Annotated in this window: 21 protein-coding genes and 4 pseudogenes; 13 read left to right on the plus strand and 12 right to left on the minus strand. The window is 70.8% G+C overall.

Annotated features, from left to right (window positions below):
• Positions 1–89: 89 nt before the first annotated feature.
• The 3 genes from aceE to FHX80_RS05130 all read left to right on the plus strand — a co-directional run bounded on the left by aceE (position 90) and on the right by FHX80_RS05130 (position 4,520).
• Positions 90–2,759 carry a pyruvate dehydrogenase (acetyl-transferring), homodimeric type gene (gene aceE / locus FHX80_RS05120; RefSeq protein ID WP_145763106.1) on the plus strand — a complete coding sequence of 890 codons (2,670 nt, stop codon included), beginning with the start codon at positions 90–92 and terminating at the stop codon, positions 2,757–2,759.
• 198 nt (positions 2,760–2,957) lie between these two features.
• Positions 2,958–3,938, plus strand: coding sequence for a helix-turn-helix transcriptional regulator (locus tag FHX80_RS05125; RefSeq protein ID WP_145763107.1), 981 nt, complete (start codon positions 2,958–2,960; stop codon positions 3,936–3,938).
• A gap of 60 nt (positions 3,939–3,998) precedes the next feature.
• Positions 3,999–4,520 (plus strand): DUF4240 domain-containing protein, encoded by a 522-nt coding sequence (locus tag FHX80_RS05130; protein ID WP_145767082.1) that lies wholly within the window; start codon positions 3,999–4,001, stop codon positions 4,518–4,520.
• A gap of 27 nt (positions 4,521–4,547) precedes the next feature.
• On the opposite strand, the pseudogene FHX80_RS35465 reads toward FHX80_RS05130, so the two are convergent.
• A pseudogene (locus FHX80_RS35465) lies at positions 4,548–4,666 on the minus strand (short-chain dehydrogenase); the annotation flags it as partial.
• A gap of 102 nt (positions 4,667–4,768) precedes the next feature.
• Between FHX80_RS35465 and FHX80_RS05140 the strand changes: the two are divergent.
• Positions 4,769–5,398, plus strand: a complete 630-nt coding sequence (locus tag FHX80_RS05140) for a TetR/AcrR family transcriptional regulator (protein ID WP_145763108.1) — start codon at positions 4,769–4,771, stop codon at positions 5,396–5,398.
• 25 nt (positions 5,399–5,423) lie between these two features.
• On the opposite strand, the gene FHX80_RS05145 is transcribed toward FHX80_RS05140, so the two are convergent.
• Entirely contained in the window at positions 5,424–5,951 is a 528-nt protein-coding gene (locus tag FHX80_RS05145) for a GNAT family N-acetyltransferase (protein ID WP_145763109.1), read from the minus strand.
• A gap of 54 nt (positions 5,952–6,005) precedes the next feature.
• Here FHX80_RS05145 and FHX80_RS05150 point away from each other — a divergent pair, with 54 nt between their 5' ends.
• Both FHX80_RS05150 and FHX80_RS05155 read left to right on the plus strand, forming a co-directional pair.
• Entirely contained in the window at positions 6,006–6,905 is a 900-nt protein-coding gene (locus FHX80_RS05150) for a TIGR01777 family oxidoreductase (protein WP_145763110.1), read from the plus strand.
• Positions 6,906–7,163: 258 nt separating this feature from the next.
• Positions 7,164–8,525: an NAD(P)/FAD-dependent oxidoreductase gene (locus FHX80_RS05155; protein WP_145763111.1), complete on the plus strand. Its 1,362-nt coding sequence runs from the start codon at positions 7,164–7,166 to the stop codon at positions 8,523–8,525.
• 140 nt (positions 8,526–8,665) lie between these two features.
• Here the strand turns inward: FHX80_RS05155 and FHX80_RS05160 are convergent, their stop codons facing one another.
• Both FHX80_RS05160 and FHX80_RS05165 read right to left on the minus strand, forming a co-directional pair.
• On the minus strand, positions 8,666–8,893 hold the full coding sequence (locus FHX80_RS05160) for a transposase (RefSeq protein WP_167523362.1): 228 nt from the start codon (positions 8,891–8,893) through the stop codon (positions 8,666–8,668).
• 38 nt (positions 8,894–8,931) lie between these two features.
• On the minus strand, positions 8,932–9,372 hold the full coding sequence (locus FHX80_RS05165) for an Asp23/Gls24 family envelope stress response protein (protein ID WP_375887149.1): 441 nt from the start codon (positions 9,370–9,372) through the stop codon (positions 8,932–8,934).
• 224 nt (positions 9,373–9,596) lie between these two features.
• Between FHX80_RS05165 and FHX80_RS05175 the strand changes: the two genes are divergently transcribed.
• Complete coding sequence (locus FHX80_RS05175) at positions 9,597–9,869, plus strand: hypothetical protein (protein WP_375887152.1); 273 nt, start codon at positions 9,597–9,599, stop codon at positions 9,867–9,869.
• A gap of 41 nt (positions 9,870–9,910) precedes the next feature.
• Positions 9,911–10,123 (plus strand): annotated as a pseudogene (locus FHX80_RS36520) (helix-turn-helix domain-containing protein); the annotation flags it as partial.
• Here the strand turns inward: FHX80_RS36520 and FHX80_RS05180 are convergent.
• Positions 10,072–10,254, minus strand: a complete 183-nt coding sequence (locus FHX80_RS05180; protein ID WP_208764582.1) for a hypothetical protein — start codon at positions 10,252–10,254, stop codon at positions 10,072–10,074. The pseudogene FHX80_RS36520 and the gene FHX80_RS05180 overlap by 52 nt on opposite strands.
• A 49-nt stretch (positions 10,255–10,303) precedes the next feature.
• Positions 10,304–10,527 (minus strand): annotated as a pseudogene (locus tag FHX80_RS35475) (SPDY domain-containing protein); the annotation flags it as partial.
• 148 nt (positions 10,528–10,675) lie between these two features.
• Between FHX80_RS35475 and FHX80_RS05185 the strand changes: the two are divergent.
• On the plus strand, positions 10,676–11,218 hold the full coding sequence (locus tag FHX80_RS05185; protein ID WP_145763113.1) for a hypothetical protein: 543 nt from the start codon (positions 10,676–10,678) through the stop codon (positions 11,216–11,218).
• Between the two features lie 33 nt (positions 11,219–11,251).
• On the opposite strand, the gene FHX80_RS05190 is transcribed toward FHX80_RS05185, so the two are convergent.
• From FHX80_RS05190 to FHX80_RS05205, 4 genes are all read right to left on the minus strand, one after another.
• The gene (locus FHX80_RS05190) at positions 11,252–11,425 is read right to left on the minus strand and encodes a CsbD family protein (RefSeq protein ID WP_145763114.1); all 174 of its coding nucleotides are present in this window, start codon (positions 11,423–11,425) and stop codon (positions 11,252–11,254) included.
• 86 nt (positions 11,426–11,511) lie between these two features.
• Positions 11,512–11,997: a hypothetical protein gene (locus tag FHX80_RS35085; protein ID WP_208764583.1), complete on the minus strand. Its 486-nt coding sequence runs from the start codon at positions 11,995–11,997 to the stop codon at positions 11,512–11,514.
• Between the two features lie 92 nt (positions 11,998–12,089).
• Positions 12,090–12,515: a hypothetical protein gene (locus FHX80_RS05200; protein WP_425281673.1), complete on the minus strand. Its 426-nt coding sequence runs from the start codon at positions 12,513–12,515 to the stop codon at positions 12,090–12,092.
• A gap of 314 nt (positions 12,516–12,829) precedes the next feature.
• Positions 12,830–12,985, minus strand: a complete 156-nt coding sequence (locus FHX80_RS05205) for a DUF6131 family protein (protein ID WP_145763116.1) — start codon at positions 12,983–12,985, stop codon at positions 12,830–12,832.
• Between the two features lie 417 nt (positions 12,986–13,402).
• Between FHX80_RS05205 and FHX80_RS36345 the strand changes: the two genes are divergently transcribed.
• Both FHX80_RS36345 and FHX80_RS35480 read left to right on the plus strand, forming a co-directional pair.
• Positions 13,403–13,528: a hypothetical protein gene (locus FHX80_RS36345; RefSeq protein WP_280118742.1), complete on the plus strand. Its 126-nt coding sequence runs from the start codon at positions 13,403–13,405 to the stop codon at positions 13,526–13,528.
• Positions 13,529–13,891: 363 nt separating this feature from the next.
• Positions 13,892–14,104, plus strand: coding sequence for a hypothetical protein (locus tag FHX80_RS35480; RefSeq protein ID WP_145763117.1), 213 nt, complete (start codon positions 13,892–13,894; stop codon positions 14,102–14,104).
• Between the two features lie 390 nt (positions 14,105–14,494).
• Here the strand turns inward: FHX80_RS35480 and FHX80_RS35485 are convergent.
• Positions 14,495–14,770, minus strand: a pseudogene (locus FHX80_RS35485) (IS1380 family transposase); the annotation flags it as partial.
• A gap of 293 nt (positions 14,771–15,063) precedes the next feature.
• Here FHX80_RS35485 and FHX80_RS05225 point away from each other — a divergent pair.
• A complete protein-coding gene (locus FHX80_RS05225; protein WP_145763119.1) occupies positions 15,064–15,261 on the plus strand; it encodes an IPT/TIG domain-containing protein in 198 nt (65 codons plus the stop codon).
• A 285-nt stretch (positions 15,262–15,546) separates the two neighbouring features.
• A complete protein-coding gene (locus tag FHX80_RS05230; RefSeq protein WP_244318531.1) occupies positions 15,547–16,635 on the plus strand; it encodes an IS1380 family transposase in 1,089 nt (362 codons plus the stop codon).
• A gap of 209 nt (positions 16,636–16,844) precedes the next feature.
• Here the strand turns inward: FHX80_RS05230 and FHX80_RS05235 are convergent, their stop codons facing one another.
• A complete protein-coding gene (locus tag FHX80_RS05235; protein WP_145763121.1) occupies positions 16,845–18,566 on the minus strand; it encodes an NsdA family TPR-like regulatory protein in 1,722 nt (573 codons plus the stop codon).
• Positions 18,567–18,598 lie beyond the last annotated feature (32 nt).

An 18,598-nucleotide genomic window follows, 5' to 3' on the forward strand; every position in this document is an offset into this window, starting at 1 on the left:
ACAGTTCACCAGCGGGCCCACCGGCCCCATCGCCCTGTCCTGCCAGTCAGGGACTTCTCCACCCCCCTCCTCACCGGAAGGCGGCGAACATGACCGACCCCGTAGGAAAGCTTCCGAGCGAGCTCGACCAGCTCCCGGACCGCGACCCCGAGGAGACCGCCGAATGGGCGGCCTCCCTGGATGCCGTCACCAAGGCCGCTGGCCCGCACCGCGCCGCGTATCTGATGCGCCGCTCGCTCCAGCATGCCGAGGGCGCCGGTCTCGCGCTGCCCAAACTGTTGGAGACCGATTACGTCAACTCCATCCCGACCGCCGCCGAGCCCGCGTTCGACGGCGACCTGGCGATGGAGTCCCGGATCACCGCCTGGAACCGCTGGAACGCGGCTGCCATGGTCACCCGTGGCTCCCGGCTCGGCGTCGGCGGCCACATCGCCACCTTCGCCTCGGCGGCCTGGCTGTACGAGACCGGCTTCAACCACTTCTTCCGCGGCAAGGAGGGGGACGGCTCCGGCGACCAGCTCTACATCCAGGGCCACGCCTCCCCCGGTATATACGCCCGCGCCTTCCTGGACGGCCGGCTCAGCGAGCAGCATCTCGACAACTTCCGCCAGGAGGCGGGCGGCGAAGGCCTGCCGTCCTACCCGCACCCGCGGCGGCTGCCCTGGCTGTGGGAGTTCCCCACCGTGTCGATGGGCCTCGGCCCGCTCTCGGCGATCTACCAGGCGCGCTTCAACCGCTACCTGGCCAACCGCAACATCAAGGACACGTCGAACTCACACGTCTGGGCCTTCCTGGGCGACGGCGAGATGGACGAGCCCGAGTCGACCGCGGCCCTGGCCCTCGCGGCCCGCGAGCAGCTCGACAACCTGACCTTCGTCATCAACTGCAACCTGCAGCGCCTCGACGGCCCGGTCCGCGCGAACTTCCGCGTGGTCCAGGAGCTGGAGGGCGCGTTCCGCGGCGCCGGCTGGAACGTCATCAAGACGCTCTGGGGCAGCGCGTGGGACGAGCTGTTCCAGCTCGACACCTCGGGTGCGCTGGTCCGCAGGCTCCGGGAGGTCCCGGACGCGCAGTTCCAGACGTACGCCACCCGCGACGTCGCGTACATCCGGCAGCACTTCTTCGGCGCCGAGCCCGCGCTCGCCGAGCTGGCGAAGCTGCTCACCGACGCGAAGATCGCCGAGTGCTTCCACACCTCGCGCGGTGGCCACGAGGCCCGCAAGGTGTACGCGGCGTACAAGGCGGCGGTCGAGCACAAGGGTGCGCCGACCGTGATCCTCGCGCAGACGGTGAAGGGCTACACGCTCGGCCCGGGCTTCGAGTCGCGCAACGCCAACCACCAGATGAAGAAGCTCGACGGCAAGCAGTTCCGCGCCATGCGCGACCTGCTGGAGCTGCCGATCCCGGACTCGAAGCTGGACGAGGGCCTGGTGCCCTACGGTCACCCGGGCGCCGACTCCCCCGAGGTCCGCTACCTCCAGGAGCGCCGTGCCGCCCTCGGCGGCCCCGCCCCGGCCCGCCGGGTGCACGCGGTGGCCCTGCCGCAGCCCGAGGAGCGTGCGTTCACCGCGCTGAAGAAGGGCTCCGGCAAGCAGGAACTGGCCACCACCATGGCGTTCGTGCGCCTGGCCAAGGACCTGATGCGGGACAAGGAGACCGGCAAGCGCTGGGTTCCGATCGTCCCCGACGAGGCCCGCACCTTCGGTATGGAGGCGCTGTTCCCGTCGGCCGGCATCTACTCGCCGCTGGGCCAGACGTACGACCCGGTCGACCGTGACCAGCTGATGTACTACAAGGAAGCCAAGGACGGCCAGGTCCTCAACGAGGGCATCACCGAGGCCGGCGCGATGGCCGACTTCATCGCCGCGTCCACGTCGTACGCGACGCACGGCGAGCCGATGATCCCGTTCTACATCTTCTACTCGATGTTCGGCTGGCAGCGTACGGGCGACCAGTTCTGGCAGCTGGGCGACCAGCTCGGCCGCGGCTTCGTGGTCGGTGCCACGGCGGGCCGTACGACCCTGACGGGCGAGGGCCTCCAGCACGCGGACGGCCACTCCCACCTGCTCGCGTCCACGAACCCGGCGTCGCTCAACTACGACCCGGCGTTCGCGTACGAGATCGCGGTGATCGTCCAGGACGGTCTGCGCCGGATGTACGGCCCCGAGGCCGAGAACGTCTTCTACTACCTGACGGTCTACAACGAGCCGAAGCCGCAGCCCGCGATGCCGGAAGGCATCGAGGAGGGCATCATCAAGGGCCTCTACCGGTTCAAGGAGGGCACGCCCGCGAAGGCGGACGCGCCGCGCCTTCAGCTGATGGCCTCCGGTACGGCGATCCACTGGGCCCTGGAGGCCCAGGAACTGCTGGCCGCGGACTGGGGTGTCACGGCCGACGTCTGGTCCGCGACCTCGTGGGGCGAGCTGCGCCGGGAGGCGCTGGAGTGCGACGAGGCGCTGCTCCGCGGTGAGCAGCGGGTGCCGTACGTGACCCAGGCGCTGGAAGGCGCACCGGGTCCGGTCCTCGCGGTCAGCGACTGGATGCGCGCGGTGCCGGACCAGATCAGCCAGTGGGTGGAGCAGGACTGGTCCTCGCTCGGTACGGACGGCTTCGGCCTCTCCGACACCCGCGAGGCGGCCCGCCGCCACTTCGGCGTCGACCCGCAGTCGGTCACGGTCGCGGCCCTGGCCCAGCTGGCCCGCCGCGGCGAGGTGCCGGCGTCCGTGGTCAAGGAGGCGCGCGAGCGGTACGGGCTCTGACGGCCCGCAGGACGGGGAGCGGGCCGGACCCGCTCCCCGTCCTCCGTTTGCGTCCGCCCCGCTCCCCGTCCTCCGCCTGCGTCTGCCCGGCTCCCGGTCCTCCGCCTGCGTCTGTCCCGCGCCGGCGCGGGTTCTGTCCTCGATCGCCGGACGGGCTCGGTTTTCCCGTCGGCCGCGTACCGCGGCCACAATGGCCGCATGCGTGCTGCCCGGCTCATCAGAATGGTGCTGCTCCTGCAGTCCCGCCCCACCATGACCGCCTCCGAGCTCGCCCAGGAGCTGGAGGTGTCGGAGCGAACGGTCACCCGGGACGCCCAGGCGCTCTCCGAGGCCGGGGTCCCGGTCTACGCGGAGCGGGGGCGGGCGGGCGGGTACCGGCTCGTCGGCGGGTACCGCACCCGGCTCACCGGTCTCGCCCGTGACGAGGCCGAGGCGCTCTTCCTCTCCGGCCTGCCCTCCGCGCTGCGCGAGATGGGCCTGGAGGACGCCGCGTCCGCCGCCCGGCTGAAGGTGTCGGCCGCCCTCCTCCCGTCCTTGCGGAACGCCTCCACCGGTGTCGCCCGGCGCTTCCACCTGGACGCACCCGGCTGGTACCGGGAACCGGCCACCCCCGAGCTGCTGCCCGCCGTCGCCGAGGCGGTCTGGGACGACCGGACGGTCCTGGCCCGCTACCGGCGGCCCGGTCAGGACACCGAGGTGGAGCGGGAGCTGGCTCCGTACGGGCTCGTGCTCAAGGCCGGGGTCTGGTACCTCTGTGCCCGCGCGGCGGACGACTTCCGGGTGTACCGGATCGACCGGTTCAGGTCCGTCACCGTGTCGGACACCCGGTTCGTCCGGGACGGGGACTTCGACCTGCCGGGCTTCTGGAACGAGCGCGCGGCGCAGTTCGCCCGGTCGATCCTGCGTGCCGAGGTGACGCTGCGTCTCTCGGAGGCGGCGGCCGGCCGGCTGCCGCACACCGTGGACCGCGTCGCCGCCCGGGACGCCCTGGCCGCGGCCGGCCCGCCCGGGGCAGACGGATGGGTCACGGTCACCCTGCCGGTGGAGTCCCTGGACGTCGCGTACGGCCAGCTGCTCTCGCTGGGCCCGGAGTTGGAGGTCCTGGAGCCGGCCGCGCTGCGGACCCGCTTCGCCGCCGCCGCCGAACGGCTGCACGCGCTCTACCGGCGGCCCCTGTAAGGCGTCGTTCCGGTGTCTCCGCGTGCGTCGCCCGCTGCCAAGGCCGATGCTGGACCCGTGATGGACGAGACGGAATTCTGGGAGCTCATCGACAGCACCCGCGAGGCCGCCGACGGTGACCCCGAGGACCACGCCGACCTGCTCGTCGAACGACTGGTGCAGCGCGATCCCGATTCCGTGCTGGACTTCGCCCGGCACTTCGAGGCCCGCTACAACCGCGCGTACCGCTGGGATCTGTGGGGTGCCGCCGCCGTGCTGCTCGGCGGGGCGAGCGACGACGCCTTCGACTACTTCCGCTGCTGGCTGATCGGCCAGGGCCGGGAGGTCTTCGAGGGCGCCGTGCACGATCCGGACAGCCTCGCCGAGCTCCTCGACGACTTCGACGAGGAGCTCGACGGGGACGCGGAGGAGCTGGGCTACGCCGCCGACGAGGCGTACGAGCAGCTCACCGGCGTCGTCGCGCCGGATCTCGGGCTGCCGCCCCAGCCCGTCGAGCCGGAGGGCACCCCGTTCAGCTTCGAGGACGACACGGCGCTGGCCGAGCGCTTCCCGTTGCTCCAGGAGCGGTTCGGCAGCGTCTGACCCGTACCGCTCCCGTCCGTTGCCCGGTCAGTAGTGGGTGCCGCCGTCGATGCGGATCTCCGTCCGGTGTTGAACGCCCCGTCCTCGGAGCCGAGCATCTCGACGACGCTCGCCACGGTGTCCGGGCCGGCGAATCCCTCACCCAGCAGTATGTGTCCACCGTACGCCTTGGTGGCACGTTTTGCCATGCCGTCATTGCGTGCACTCGATCGATGCGGATCGGGCCCGGCCGGGGTAATCTGCGGGGAATGAGCACCCCTCGGCCGTCACTCACGGAACGCCGCAAGGCCGCGACCCAGCTGGACATCGCGCGCGCGGCCGCCGCGCTCTTCGCCGAGCGCGGGCCGGACGGCACCACGGCGGAGGACATCGCCCACCGGGCGGGCGTCGCCCTGCGTACCTTCTACCGCCATTTCCGCTCGAAGCAGGACGCGGTGGGGCCGCTGCTCACCGGCGGCGCCGAGCACTGGCAGGCGCTGCTCGAAGCGGCCGAGCCGGGCGCCCCGCTCGCCGGGGTGCTGGAACGGGCGGTCAAGGACGCGCTGAGTCCGGGCGACGAGCACGCCACGGAGCAGCTCGGCCAGACCCGCGGGCTGCTGCGGGCGGCGCAGGGCGATCCGGCGCTGCGGGCCGTCTGGTACCGGGTCAACCAGGATTCGGAGGAGCGGCTGCTGCCGGTGCTGACCCGGCTGGCGGGCGACGGGGCGGACCCGCTGGAGATCCGGCTCGCCGCCGCGGCCGCCACGGACGCGGTGCGGGTCGCGCTGGAGACATGGGCGGGCACGGACGCCCCGACGACCGGGGCCGGCTCGCCCGCCGACCTCGCGGTGCGCTGTCTGCACGAACTCACCGGCGGGATGCGGCTGTTCAGGGCCTGAGCGGAGGACCTGGGCGGCGAGCCGCTCAAGGAGCGAGCGAGCGCCCCATCAGTACATCGTCGGCATACCGCCCGCCCAGGAAGAACTCACCGGGCAGCACTCCCTCGACGACGAACCCCTCCGACGTGTACAGCGCACGCGCGGGCGTGTTGTGCCCGAGCACCCGCAGCGTCATCCGGTTCGCGCCCTGGCTCCGCGCCACCGCCATCGCCGCCCGCAGCAGCCCCCTGGCGATCCCCCGGCCGCGGGCCCAGTCGGCCACGGCCAGGCCCTGTATCTGGCGTACGTGCGCATTGCAGGCCAGCGGGGTCGGCGGGACCAGCCTGAGGTACCCGGCCGGCCGTACTACGCCCGCCCCGTCCCGCGCCTCGGCCACCAGGAAGTCCTGCGGCCGGTGGTTGTCGTCGAAGAACGGCGCGTACGGCGGCTGCGGCATCGGCGACACGGCGTGCAGCGTCGACCAGGTGGCGCGGTCGAGTTCACCGAGAGCGGCTTCGTCGGAGAGGACCGAGGGACGGACGGTGTGGGCCGGATGCGCTTGGATCTCGGACATGCGCGCAACTGTGCCACGCCTCCCCCGCCGCGTTCGTACGGCAGGATGGGTCCCATGCCGCACTCCCGTATTGCCGTCACCGGATCGACCGGACTCATCGGAGCGGCGCTGGTGCGCTCGCTGCGGACCGACGGGCACGAGGTGGTCCGGCTGGTCCGGCACCCGGCCCGGTCCGGGGACGAGGTGGAGTGGGACCCGAAGCGGGGTTACGTCGACGTGGCCGGGCTGGTGGGCTGCGACGCCGTCGTCCATCTCGCCGGGGCCGGGGTCGGCGACCACCGCTGGACCGAGGCGTACAAGCGGGAGATCCGGGACAGCCGGGTGCTGGGCACCGCCGCGATCGCGGACGCCGTCGCCTCGCTCGACACACCGCCGAAGGTGCTGCTGTCCGGGTCCGCGATCGGCTACTACGGCGACACCGGGGACCGGGCGGTCGACGAGAGCGCGCCGCCCGGCGACGGGTTCCTGCCGTCGGTGTGCGTGGAGTGGGAAGCGGCCACCGCCGCCGCGGAGGAGGCCGGGGTGCGGACCGTGCACGCCCGCACCGGGCTGGTCGTCGCCCGGGAGGGCGGGGCCTGGGGCCGGCTCTTCCCGCTCTTCCGGGCGGGGCTCGGCGGACGGCTGGGCAACGGGCAGCAGTACTGGAGCTTCATCGCGCTGCACGACCACATCGCGGCCATGCGGCACATCCTCGACACCCCGGAGCTGTCCGGGGCGGTGAACCTGACCGGCCCCGACCCCGTCACCAACGGCGAGGTGACGGCGGCGATGGGCCGGGTGCTGCACCGGCCGACCCTCTTCACCGCGCCCGCTCCGGCGCTGCGGATCGCCCTGGGCGACTTCGCGGAGGATGTGCTGGGCAGTCAGCGGGTGCTGCCGGGGCGGCTGCTGGACGCGGGATTCTCGTTCGCCTTCCCCGGGATCGACGCCGCCATCCACGCGGCGCTGCGCTGATCCGGAGCCCGCTCCGGGGCACCGCACCGGGCCGGCCGCGGGAAACCGGAGATCCCGGACCCCACGAGCCCCGGCGACGCCAGGAACCCCACCCGTCCGTGAATGCGGACGGATGTGCGACCCCATGCACCGGTGCCCCGGTACGCGCGACTGCGCCGATATCCGGCCGCACTCCTACCCTCATGACGAACTCGCGCATTCCGGTGGCCCGTTGAGGGCAAAACCCTCCCACCATTTGCGCCGACTCGGGGAGGGCACGTGCTCAGCACGGCACACCACGCGGACGTCGTCATCATCGGGGCCGGGATCGCCGGACTGTCAGCGGCCCACCAACTGACCAGTGCGGGAGTGAGCGTCAGCGTCCTGGAAGCCGGCCCCCGGGTCGGCGGCCGGATGATGACCGAGGAGGTCGATGGATTCCGGCTCGACCGCATCGGCCCGCTCCTCAACACCTCGTATCCGGAGCTGTACGCGACACCGGGGCTCCGCGGGCTCGTCCTGCGGAACTTCGCCCCCGGCGTGCTCGTCCACAGCGAGGGCCGCCGCCACCGGACCGGCGAGATACGGAGCACACGGGGCGCGCGCAACCCCCGGGGTGCGCTCAAGGCGGCGCGCGCCCTCGCGAGCGCCCCCAGGGCACCGCTGGGAGGGCCCCTCGGCGGGTCCATCACCGGGGTCATGGGCAGCGCGATCGACCAGGCCCGGCTCGGCGCGGCGCTGTACCGCCTCGCCGCCACCCCCCGGGCCCGCGTCCTGGCCCGGCCCGAACGGACCGCGCTCGAAGCCCTGTCCGGCCGCGGCCTGCCCTCCCGTACGCTCAACGGCTTCGTGCGCCCGCTGCTCACCGCGCTGCTCAGCGACCCCGAACTCACCACGTCCAGCCGGTGCGCCGATCTCGCCCTGCGCAGCTATGCGAGCGGCAGGCTCTGCGTACCGTCGGGAGGTTCGGGGACGCTGCCCGAACTGCTGGCGGCGGCGCTGCCGCCAGGCACCGTACGGACGGGTGTGCATGTCGTGTCCGCCGACATCACCTCGGTACGCACCAAGGAGCACGGCGAACTCGGCTGCCGCTCACTGCTGCTGGCCACCGGCGCGGGCGCCGCCGCCGAACTGCTGCCCGGTCTGCGGGTGCCGTCCTTCCGCCCGGTGACGGTGCTTCACCACACCGCGCCCGCTCCCCCGCCGACCGGCGCATCACTGGTGCTGGACGCCGACCGCGCCGGCCCGGTCGCGCACACCGCGGTGATGAGCGAGGTCGATCCCGCGCGCGCCCCGCACGGCCGGACCCTGATCAGCTCGACGGTGCTCGGCACTCCACCGGCCGATCTGGACCGCGCGGTCCGCGCCCATCTCGCCGCGCTCCACGGCACACCCACCGACGACTGGGAGCTGCTGGCCGTCCACCACGACCCGGAGGCGGTGCCCGCGATGGAAGCCCCGCACGACCCGCACCGCCCGGTCCGGCTGCTCGCGGGCCTGTACGTGTGCGGCGACCACCGCGACACGAGCACGGTCCAGGGGGCCCTGTTCTCGGCCCGCCGGGCCGCCGGGGCGATCCTCACCGACCTGGGCGTACGGCCCGGGTACGGAAGCGCCGCAACACTCCCCCGGGCCGCTTAGCCTCAATCCACCGAGTGATGGTTCGTCCAGTGCCTGGACATGAAAGTGGAGATGCACTCTGACCTGGGAAAATAGGAGTTCTCTAGGCTTCTACTCAACCAGTTCGGAGGTGCATCTCCGGGATGCATTCTTCCACGCCGTCAGTTGCGGTGTCCGCTGTGTTCGATGCCCCGAACCTGATCGCGCATGCCGGACTCGTCCCGCTCGCCGGCGTCGGCCTCGGCCTGCCGGATCCAGTTGCGCAGGGCCTCGTGATGCACGCCGAGCTCATCGGCCATACGGCGGATCACGGGCTTCGGCTCGGCCGCGCGGTACATCCGCACCGCACGCTCACGCAATTCCAGCGGGTATTTCCTCGGGGCAGGCATCGTCTGGGTTCCTCTCATGAGACCCATCTGACCTGCTGTCACCTTTCCCCGCATCTCGGGGGAACCTCAGGCTGCCGCATGGGTAGCAGTCTGCGCAGTCCCGGCGTCACCGCCAGCAGGAAAAACCACAGGCCAAGCGCCATCGCCACTGCGGCCCCGACGGTCATCCAGATGTCATGCAGTGGTCGTGTGGCCAGTTCCTCGGCGAGCCGCCGTCGCCAGCTCATCCCGGGCTGGTCTGCCCGCACCGAGACCACGTCGTACAGGAGCAGCCCAATGGCTGCGACGGACAGCAGCGCCACAATGGCTGCCGGGATCCGCCGTGCGGACCAGAAGCGGCGCGCCGGCCGGCCCGCTCTATGGACTGCTGCCGTCGTGCCCTTGCCTGGGGGATTGCCCGCGGACGTAGTTGCCTGTCCCGTACCGGGGGGAATGTCGCCATCGCCGCCGGTCGGCTGCCGCCAGGTGTTCGCGCTCATCTCACTCTCTCCCGGTTCGTATGCCGCGAGTGCACTGAGCGCAGCCTCTCGACCGACACCGTGAGTTCGGACACGTCCATACCGGCCCACGTCCTGAGCCGTTCGATGACCTCGCGGCGCACCGCAGCGCACTGAAAGTCAGGTCGCGGACCGCAGGGAACGCCACGGGGCCCCCGCCGGAGGCTGCAGCCGCGCGAACCTCGCTCCCAACGACCGGAACAGGCATGCGGGGCCCCATCGGGGAGCTGGCCGACGTCGCGGCGGCTGTTCCGGGCGTGACCCGCCTCACCGCCGTGCTGGGAAGCCGCCCGGTCAAAGTGGAGCGACATGACCATCCACCAGGCCGGCACATCGAGGTCCAGCTCGCAGTCGCCCCCGGGTACCACCCACTGGAAGTAGCCCGCGCCGTCCGGGCGGCGGTAGCCGACGCAGCCACCAGTGACACCTCGGGCCGGGTAACCGTCGCCGTCCTCATCGCAGAAACCGCCGCCTACTGAGGTTGAACTCGTGGTGTCTAGGGGCTGACGGTTCTCGATCCGTGCGGTATCACCGTGACACACGATATCCACAAGGGGGCGAGCTGACCGCTGAACGGCAGGAGTTCCGGGGGCGGTTACGGCTGGAGGCGGCCGAACGGTTCGGGCGGGGTGAGACGAACGCGGTGATCGCCAAGGATCTACGGGTCAGTGTCCGGTCTGTTCAGCGATGGCGCTGGGTTTGGGTCGAGGGCGGCCCCCAGGCTCTGCTGAGCATGCGGTCGAAGAACGAGCGGTAGCGCTGGAGCGCAAGGCGCAGATCCTCGGTCGCCACCTCCTCACCGCGATGCCACTGGCCTTCGAGGCCTTGCTTGTGCTCGGAGAAGGTCCTGGTCAGTGCCTGCATCGTCTCGGCGACCAGTTGGTCGGCCGCGTTGACGGCGTTCTTGGGGCCGTCGACGAATTCGCGACACCACGGCGAGAAACGGGTCGCGTGCCGTCCTGCGGATCCGGCGGAGCGAGGTATGCAGAGGGTCCCTGCTCGTATCCTTTGGCGAGCGCGATCGTGAAGGCTGTGACGAACTCAGGCGTTGATGCGCCACAGACCGTCGTCCTCGCCCTCGGGCAGCAAGCCGAGCCGTACCCGGCAGTCGGGGGCGGCCACGTAGACGTTGCCGATCATGTGGAATCAGAAACGTTAACGCTCACGCTGCCGAAGAGGCGGAGGAGTTCTCGACGTGCCCGTCTGGCCTAGGTGTATTGCCCTTTGAGGTGGTATGAGGTCAGGGACGAAAGGCACCGCGAAACGTGACGAGGAGGTTGGTCCGATGCGCGAGAACGCGGAACAGCGCGAAGACGACGAGCGCCATGAGCGGCGCCCAGGGCTGCTGCGACGGTGGCGGGAAACCCTGGACGAGCACACCAACCCAACCCAGCGCTCCCTCCTTGCGACCTGGCTCTCCTTCGGGGCCACCTTCGGGGGCGCCCGCCTGATCACTCACGGCATCCGCAGCGGCCGACTGCCCTGGGGCAACGTCTCCACGTCGGGCGGGACCCACATGCACCATTACAACTTCGGTATCGCCACACTGGCCGGCGTCGGGCTGGTCGCTGTACGGGGTGACGCGCAATACGTCGGACATCCCGGCGTCGGGGCGGCCTATGGCGCCGGAACGGCGCTCATCGCCGACGAATTCGCCCTGCTCTTGGACCTGAAGGACGTCTACTGGGCCAAACAGGGCCGGATCAGCGTCGACATCTCGCTCGGTATCATCTCCGTCCTCGGCCTCTACCTCACTGCCGCCCCCTTCTGGCACGAACTGACCAAAGTCACCCGCCAGCATGCCCTGGAGCGCCACTCCCCCGCGTAGGAGCCCTGCGAGTCCGGTCGAGGGGCGCAGTGGTCAGTGTTTGAAGGCGTCCTTGATCTTCGCCGCAGCTTGTTTGATGTTGCCCTTGATCTGGTCGCCGCGTCCTTCCGCCTGCAGACGTCGGCTACCTGTTCCGCGGCCGGCAGCCTTTTTGGTGCCGCCTTTGACCGCTTCGGCTTTGTGCGCGATCTTCTTGGCGATACTCATGGTCTGCCGTCCTTTGTGAGTGATCTGCCAGTGCATCGGGAGGGTGGCCAGTCAGCGGTCTGCGGGCGTGGCGGCGGCCGGGCTGGTCAGGTGCTGAGCAGGCGGTTGAAGAACGAGCGGTAACGCTGGAGCGCAACGCGCAGATCCTCGGTCGCCACCTCCTCACCGCGATGCCACTGGCCTTCGAGACCTCGCTTGTGCTCGGAGAAAGTCGTGGCCAGTGCCTGCATCGTCTCGGCGACCAGCTGGTCGGCCGCGTTGACGGCGTTCTTGGGGTCGTCGACGAATTCGCCCTGGATCTTCTGCCACCTGGCGCGGAATTCCTCCTGCTCATTCCCGAGCAGGGGTTCGTTCTCCTCGGCCAGTTCCGCTTCCCGGCGTTCACCGGCGGATGCCCGCCCGCCGCCGCTTTCCTCCCGGCCCTCCCGGTCGGTGGTCGTGGCCTCCCCGGGGTACTCCGGTGGGGCGTCAGCCAAGCCCGGCGCCTCATCTCCGGGGTCCTGCCGGGCACCGGTCAGGTCCCCCGTGGACAGAACGTCCTCGTCCCGCTGGGGTGTGTCTTGGTTGCGCATCTCTTCACTTCCGTCCCTCACGTGTTGCGCCCGGGCATCGACTGGGCCATCGACTGGGCCAGCTCGTCATCCTCAAGTCGCCAGCCGCGGGCTCACGCCTGGCCCTCGCGTGGCCGGTCGCCGTTATGGAGCAGTTCTCCGAACAGCGCGCGGTAGTGCACCATCGCGCCCCGCAGCTCCTCCGTGGTCGCCTGATGGCGGCTGCTGCGGTCGTTGACCTCATGGGCCGCGCGATAGTGCTCCAACGTGCGCCCGTGTTCGACCGACAGGTCCTTCAGCTGCTGCTCGTACCCCTTGGTCGGGTACCCGCGCTCGCTCATGAGTGTGGTCACCAGCCGGTCCGCCTGGTGGACCGCGTCGTCGGGCCGGTCGACGAACGTCTCCTGCACCCGGGTCCAGTCCTGGGTGTAGCGGTCGCGGACAGGTGCGGGCAGTGGCTTGATGTCCAGCGCGTCGTGGCGTTCCTCGCGCTCGCGCAGCTCACGCTCGCCCGCCCGGCGGCCGTGCTTGGCTTCCACTGCCCGCTCGTACTCCGGGCCGAATTGCTCCCGCAGCTTCCGGCGGCGCGTGGTAACCATCCAAGCTGCCGCCGTGCACAAGAGAAGCACCAGCACGACGGCAATGATGATCACGACAATAGGGGACATTGGGTCCTCCGCTCGTTAGCCGAGTGCCCCGTGCATGGCGGCCGCCCCTGCGCACAGGCCCGAACTGGGCGTACCAGGCAAGTCGCATCTGGCCGCAGCCTCGCTCGAGGCTTACGCGCCTGCCCTTCGCCTCAAAAAGGGGGCGGTACGCGCCGGCGGTTGTCGCAGCGGCGGGCACGCTGCTTCTACCAGTAGTGCCGTCGTCCGCCGACCGCGTGGCCCAGGCGGCCCAGCAGGAACAGGATCGCTCCGATCACGATCAGAATGATCCCGACCGTCCACAGAATGGTGATCTTGGCCAAGAACGCCACAATCAGCAGAACGACTCCGATGACGATCACGGTTTCCTCCGATCACGCATGATCCCGAGCCCCGACCCCTTCTTAAGCGTCCTCCCTGCCTGCCTCACTGACAAATTGACCAGCAAGGTCAAGCAAGGGCACGCCGTACCGCAGGCCGGACGCGTGCTCACCTGTGCAGCCGCAGTTCCCCTGTCTCCACCTCGACGCCCTGGCGCCACCAGGTCGCACGACGAGCGCGCCCTTCGCGGGGAAGTGGCACGGACGAGGACCGGAAGACTGCCTGACTGTTTGCACGGCGGTGCCCGCCCTACCGTCCGCGAGGGTGACCCCGGCTGCACTGCTCGTGCAGGGTTGGAGCCTGCCAGACCCGACGACTACGCGTCCCGCCCTGGCGCCTGGTTCGTGCTTTCTGAACGGACTTATTCTGGATATACGCCGCTATTCCCGGAGTACGTCATGATCGTCATCCTGGGGCTCATCATCCTGATCGTCGCGGTTGTCGTCGCCGTGGCCGGCATTGTCACCAACGGGGCAGCGCTCACCAGCTCACCGACGGCTTCTCGGTATTCGGATATCACGTGACCGGTTCCACCGGCACGCTGTTCCTCTACGGCATCGTCGTCGGGGCGCTGGCTATGTTCGGGCTGAGCCTGATCGTGGCCGCCGTGCGCCGCCCGTCCCACCATTCCAGAACCTCGCGCCGGGGCCTCAGACAGCCCGGCCGCGAGCCAGCCGCGGATCGCGAAGACGCGACCGGCCAACGCGAGACCCCCCGCGCGGAGACCGCATACGCGCGAGGGAATGACCGACCCCGCGACGAGCGCCCTGTCTCCTCAGCCAGTGGTGGGCGGGGCAGGTGGCATTTCTTCGGGCACCGATCCGCCCATCAATAGCCATAGCGGCGTCGGCGTGCCGGGGCCTGCGAACCGTCGCACGATAGGAAGCATGGCTGCTGCACCGATAGTCGTGCACCGGCCGTCGGCATCCGGCGGCCGCCGGGTGACCGCGTACGGGCACATCCTCGGCCTCGCCCACGACGACCAGGACCTGATTGAGTTCCTCCGCCGTGCGGGTCTCCCGGAAGCCGAGATGCTGATCGACGACCCACAGATGGTGGAGTGGCAAGGAGGCCGCGCCCACGAATGGGACGCGGCCTGACCGCTCAACCCTGGTTGCCCAACGGCGTCGAGCGCGCCCTGTCACGGATGCGCAGGGGCGCCACGGCCTGCGGACTCCTCGGGTGCGGCCGAGAAGCCAGAGTGCGGCGAGCGGGGCGGTGCGTTGGCCGGTGTACCGCCAGCGGCGGGGGTCCTTGGACTGGCGGAGGGCGAGCCGGTTGCGGCGGGTGTCGTCGGCCTGGGCCGTGCGGCGGGCGCGCGGGTCTGTCGGCCAGGAGCGGCGCGGCGGGGCTGGGGTGATCGGCGCGTGCTGGACGGCGGCCGCGGTCTGGTCGGCGAGTTCGATGAGGCCGGCCTCGACGGTGAGCTTTGCGTCGAGGACGTCGAGGACGTCGAGGACGTCGAGGCGGAGCGGGGCGGTGGTAATACCGTCGAACACGGCTGGCATCGCACCGTGCCGCAGCAGGTGAAGGTCGTCGATGCTGTCCGCGCCTGCGGCCATACCGCCCACGATGCTGGTGACCTTGGCGTCCGCCGCCGCACCCGCGCCGTTGCCCGCCCCGGGCAGCTTCACCTTCTCGGCCACCAGGTGCGAAAGACCGCACCGCTCGGCCAGCCGCATCACCGGGACAAGCCCCGCATACGCGATCAGATTCCGGTCATCGAACGCAGCGGAGACCGCCGCCGGGGTGTGGGAAACTTTCATCTACGAGGTGCCTTGCTGATAGTGCGTGATGGTGGTGTGGTGACTCCCATCTTCGCAGGTCAGCGGGCACCTCTCTTCATTTCTCTATCCACAGGACCCGGGACAGCCGGTGGATCCAGGCTAAGGCGTCACAGGTCAGGACCGCGTTGCCCCTTTCGGGTGAAATGGCACCCTGGCCGTTGACGCAGTCTCTTGTCAGTGGGCTACTTCGCGTAACGAACAGTTGTGGTGGTCGACGACAGGCCGGCCCTATGTGCTCCCATCGTCGACCCGATGGATTCAAGGAGTCCCTTATGGCGGTCTCACCGAACCAGGGATCCACCGGCGGCGGCGACGCGGTGACCCTCACCGGCAGCCGCTTCACCGGCACCACCGGCGTGAGCTACGGCTCCAGCCTGGCTCCAAGCTTCACGGTCGTCAGCGACACCACCACCGCCACCATCACCCCGGAAGCGACCTGGACCTTGCTCAGGTCATGCCTGTTCCCGTAGGGGCGGCCCTACCGCCACGCGGGATGAGCGGCGACCGGTGCGTGCCGCATGACGCGGGTTGCTGGTTCTCCGATCGGATCACGCGGCGCAGGCTGGTCCGCATCGCGGCAAGATCGTCTTCCGCCGCAATCAGCCGGCCCTGCAGTTCGTTGCGCGCCCGCTCCTGGGCGAAGGCGTCTTCGAGGCGCTGGTTGGCGACGGTGAGCTCGTCGACGCGGGCGCCGAAGTCGGCGGCGCCGACCTGGTGGATCTGCGATCCGGGCCCCGTCCACGCTGGGCACGTTCCTGCGCGCGTTCACCCACGGTCATGCGCTCCAACTCCACGCCGTGCACCGCAGGTTCCTCGGCGCGCTGGCCGCACACCCGCCGCTGCTTCCGGGCGCCGGTGTGATGGCGTTCATCGACGTCGACTCCACTCATAAACGGGTCTACGGGCGGGCCAAGCAGGGCGCGGAGTACGGCCGGTTCAAGGGCATCCGCACTCTGCACCCGTTGCTCGCCACGATCTACACCCCGCACTCCCGGCCGGTGATCGCCGCGGTCCGGATGCGCCGCGGCAAGGCAGCCGACGCCCGCGGCGCCCCGAAACTCGTGAGCGAGGCCCTGGCCACCGCCGTCGAGGCGGGCTGCACCGGCATGCGGATCCTGCGGGCGGACTCCCAGTTCTACAACGCCGGTGTGATCGCAGCCTGCCGCAGGGCCGGAGCCCGTTTCTCCATCACCACTGGCATGAACCCGTCCATCAAACGGGCCGTCCTCAGCATCCCCAACGATGCCTGGCAGAAGATCAGTTACCCGAACGCAGTGGAAGATCCGGACATCGGTGATCTCATCTCGGACGCCGAGGTCACCGAGATACCCGCATACACCGCGTTCGCCAGCCGCAAGAAGAGTGAGCGCGTCACGGCCCGGCTGATCGTGCGCCGGGTCCGTGACCTGGCCAAACCCGCCGTCGTGGGAGAACAGGGCGAGCTGTTTCCCGTCTGGCGCTACCACCCCTTCTTCACCGACAACCCCGCCGGGACACTCCAGGCCGAACGGGAACACCGGCACCACGCGGTGGTGGAACAGGTCATCGCGGACAGCAAAGCCGGCGCTCTGGCCCACCTGCCCTCCGGGCACTTCCACGCCAACTCGGCCTGGCTCATCTTGTGGGCGATGGCTTACAACCTGCTGCGGGCCGTCGGAGCACACACCTCGGCCTTCCACGCGAAGGCGACCACCGCCACGATCCGTGCCCACCTGGTCCACGTCCCGGCCCGGATCGCTCGCTCCGCACGGCGCATCATCCTGCACCTGCCCCACAACTGGCCCTGGCAGCAAGCCTGGACGCACATGTTCGCCATCACGCACGGCCCACCGGGACTGATCTGACACCCCTGTCCACCCCGCCCTCAAGGCCCGACCGGAACCGAACCCGTGGAAAAGCTGGGCAGACCAGCAGATACCACCCGCCCCAAACCGAGCACCGACCCGGCACGAGCTCAGAAACCGTTAGAAGATCCTTTTCAATCCAAGGCGGTGGATTCAGGCTTAGGGGCTGTTCCGGGATCGGGCGCCGGCCCCGCGGATCGGGGCCGGCCTCACCCCAGTGCAGCAACCCGCTCGCGGTATCCGCGTACGGCTGCGGCGTCCCGGAACGGTTCGAGCCGGCGCTCGAAGTCCCGCACGTACTCCGTGGCGCGCACCGATCGCATCTCGGCAGCCTGCTGAGCGGCCTCCGCACCCAGCCGGCAGGCCTGGTCGAGCTCACCGAGCCCGAGCCGCGCGGAGGCCAGCACCACCCGGCAGAACAGCCGGCTGCGGGCGTACGCGGGGGCACGCAGTTGCAGCGAGCGCTCCGCGTGCTGCGCGGCGGCCCGGTACTGCTGGAGGTCCCGGTGGCAGTGCCCGAACTCGTCGGCGAGCTGGGCCTCGTCGAAGCAGCGCGCCCAGTGCGGCACGTCGTCGCCAGGGCGGGAGACCTCCAGCGCGCGCTCCGCCCGGGCCAGCGAGGCCGCGCAGGCCTTGGCCTCCCCGAGTACCCCGTGCCCGCGCGCCTCGACCGCGTGCAGCAGGGCCAGGACCGCGTTCGGCGCCGCCGAGCCGATGCCCTGCTGGGCCACCCGCGCCAGCTGCACCGCTTCCCTGCCGTGTCCGAGGTAGACCGCCTGCCGGCTCATCGTGATCAGGACGTAGCTGCCGTAGGCCCGGTCCCCGGCGGCCTGGGCGAGGCGTAAGGACTGGACGAAGTACCGCTGGGCGAGCCCGTGTGCCGCGATGTCGTACGAGGTCCAGCCCGCGAGGCGGGTCAGATCGGCCGCGGCGGCGAACAGCCGGCGGCCGGTGGCCTCGCCGTACGTTCCGCGCAGCATCGGTTCCGTCTCGTGCTCCAGGTACCGGACCAGGGCCTGCCGGGCGTGGCCGCCGCCGTAGGCGTTGTCGAGGGTGCGGAAGAGCTCGGCGACCGACCGCAGGGCGGCCACGTCTCCGCCGCTGACCTTCTGGCCGGAGCCCCGGTCGGTCTGCCGCTGCCGCGGGACGCCCGGGGCGCCCGGCAGCGCCCTGGGCGGTACGAGGGGGCCCGGCAGGCCGGTGGCCGCGGGTGAACCGGGGATCCGGGACTGCACCGGCCCCCGGGGGGCGGGCCGGCCCCCGGGCCCGGCGGCCCCCTGCTCGGGCACCGCGCCGAGGCCGGACCCGGTGAGTCCGGCGCCCCTGGTGTACCCGTTCACTCCGGTGCCGTACGCCCCGTTCGGTCCGGACGCGCCACGTGGCCCGCCGGCCGTCTGGACGCCGTTCGTCCGGCCGCCCGCTCCGGCACCGGGAGCACCGGCGCCGGCCGCGGCCGTGACCGCTCCGGGCTCGACGCCGCGCCCCACCCACTCGTCCGCCCGGCCGATCAGCCAGTCCCGGCTGGGGACGACCAGTCCCGCCGGGGTGAAGGCGATCTTCCGCAGCTCCGCATGGCTGCCGGAGTCCTTCCGCCACAGTCCGCTGACGATGTCGACCGCCTCGGCGGGGGTGGCGGCGAACTCCAGGCCGGCGTAGACGGGGGCGCAGGCGTCGAGGCCCAGGTCCTGGGCGGAGAGTCTGCGCCCGAGCCGCCGGGTGAAGACCTCCGCGATCAGCGCCGGGGTGGTCCCCCGTGGCTGCTGTCCACGCAGCCAGCGGGTCACGGAGGTCTTGTCGTACCGCAGGTCGAGGCCGTGTTCGAGGCCGAGCTGGTCCACCCGGCGGGCGAGGCCGGCGTTGGAGAATCCGGCTTCGGTGATGAGCGAGGCGAGTCGGCGGTTGGGGGTGCGCTGCGGAGGTCGTTCCGACATCAGCTGTACGGTCTCCTGCCTTCGGGGCCGGG

Origin of the sequence: Streptomyces brevispora (assembly GCF_007829885.1) — a bacterium.
Lineage (GTDB): Bacteria > Actinomycetota > Actinomycetes > Streptomycetales > Streptomycetaceae > Streptomyces > Streptomyces brevispora.

Bases quoted from the DNA above. Each gene is read 5' to 3' on its own strand.
- aceE (WP_145763106.1), top strand. From the start codon at position 90: ATGACCGACCCCGTAGGAAAGCTTCCGAGCGAGCTCGACCAGCTCCCG.
- FHX80_RS05125 (WP_145763107.1), top strand. From the start codon at position 2,958: ATGCGTGCTGCCCGGCTCATCAGAATGGTGCTGCTCCTGCAGTCCCGC.
- FHX80_RS05130 (WP_145767082.1), top strand. From the start codon at position 3,999: ATGGACGAGACGGAATTCTGGGAGCTCATCGACAGCACCCGCGAGGCC.
- FHX80_RS05140 (WP_145763108.1), top strand. From the start codon at position 4,769: ATGAGCACCCCTCGGCCGTCACTCACGGAACGCCGCAAGGCCGCGACC.
- FHX80_RS05145 (WP_145763109.1), bottom strand. From the start codon at position 5,951: ATGTCCGAGATCCAAGCGCATCCGGCCCACACCGTCCGTCCCTCGGTC.
- FHX80_RS05150 (WP_145763110.1), top strand. From the start codon at position 6,006: ATGCCGCACTCCCGTATTGCCGTCACCGGATCGACCGGACTCATCGGA.
- FHX80_RS05160 (WP_167523362.1), bottom strand. From the start codon at position 8,893: ATGCCTGCCCCGAGGAAATACCCGCTGGAATTGCGTGAGCGTGCGGTG.
- FHX80_RS05165 (WP_375887149.1), bottom strand. From the start codon at position 9,372: ATGAGCGCGAACACCTGGCGGCAGCCGACCGGCGGCGATGGCGACATT.
- FHX80_RS05175 (WP_375887152.1), top strand. From the start codon at position 9,597: ATGCGGGGCCCCATCGGGGAGCTGGCCGACGTCGCGGCGGCTGTTCCG.
- FHX80_RS05180 (WP_208764582.1), bottom strand. From the start codon at position 10,254: ATGCAGGCACTGACCAGGACCTTCTCCGAGCACAAGCAAGGCCTCGAA.
- FHX80_RS05185 (WP_145763113.1), top strand. From the start codon at position 10,676: ATGCGCGAGAACGCGGAACAGCGCGAAGACGACGAGCGCCATGAGCGG.
- FHX80_RS05190 (WP_145763114.1), bottom strand. From the start codon at position 11,425: ATGAGTATCGCCAAGAAGATCGCGCACAAAGCCGAAGCGGTCAAAGGC.
- FHX80_RS35085 (WP_208764583.1), bottom strand. From the start codon at position 11,997: ATGCGCAACCAAGACACACCCCAGCGGGACGAGGACGTTCTGTCCACG.
- FHX80_RS36345 (WP_280118742.1), top strand. From the start codon at position 13,403: ATGATCGTCATCCTGGGGCTCATCATCCTGATCGTCGCGGTTGTCGTC.
- FHX80_RS35480 (WP_145763117.1), top strand. From the start codon at position 13,892: ATGGCTGCTGCACCGATAGTCGTGCACCGGCCGTCGGCATCCGGCGGC.
- FHX80_RS05225 (WP_145763119.1), top strand. From the start codon at position 15,064: ATGGCGGTCTCACCGAACCAGGGATCCACCGGCGGCGGCGACGCGGTG.
- FHX80_RS05235 (WP_145763121.1), bottom strand. From the start codon at position 18,566: ATGTCGGAACGACCTCCGCAGCGCACCCCCAACCGCCGACTCGCCTCG.